This window comes from Candidatus Thermoplasmatota archaeon (genome assembly GCA_022848865.1).
In the GTDB taxonomy this organism is placed as follows: domain Archaea; phylum Thermoplasmatota; class Thermoplasmata; order RBG-16-68-12; family JAGMCJ01; genus JAGMCJ01.
Genome location: JAJISE010000104.1, coordinates 264 through 813, shown reverse-complemented (window position 1 = coordinate 813; position 550 = coordinate 264). Strand labels below are relative to the sequence as shown.

Below are 550 nucleotides of genomic sequence, written 5' to 3'. Positions count from 1 at the left end.
TTTTGAGTCGACTTCCGGAACTCACAGGAGATCCTTATCAACCCAGCTAAACAAAATACACAGCTCGTTTCATGAACAATATGAAGTAAGATTGGATGACTCTTTTCGGGACCTGCTTCGTGCTTAGATGCTTTCAGCACTTATCAGTTGGCGCGTAGCTGCCCGGCGATGCCTTGTCAGACAACCGGTACACCAGAGGCGCCGGCAAAATGTTCCTCTCGTACTGATTTTCCCTTACCCTCAGTCAACCTACAAACCCAGTAGATAGAATCCGACCTGTCTCACGACGGTCTAAACCCAGCTCACGTTCCCTTTTAATGGGCGTACAGCCCCACCCTTGGGAGTTATGCGCTCGACCCCCTCTGCGAGAATCGATATGTGCGCTCCCAGGATAGGAAGAGCCGACATCGAGGAAGCAAGCCACGAGGTCGATAGGAGCTCTGACTCGTGACAACTCTGTTACCTTCCCACTCAGCGTAGATGCTCCGCCGAGTCCCGGGTTAATTTTTGTAGAACGCGTAGGAGCTCTACGCGTATTTATAGAACCCAC

General features: G+C 51.3%; 1 rRNA gene (running past one end of the window). It reads right to left on the bottom strand.

Annotated elements, in window-relative coordinates:
- Positions 1-52: 52 nt before the first annotated feature.
- Positions 53-550 (bottom strand): 23S ribosomal RNA (locus LN415_09875) (its annotated part continues 263 nt past the right edge of the window); the annotation flags it as partial.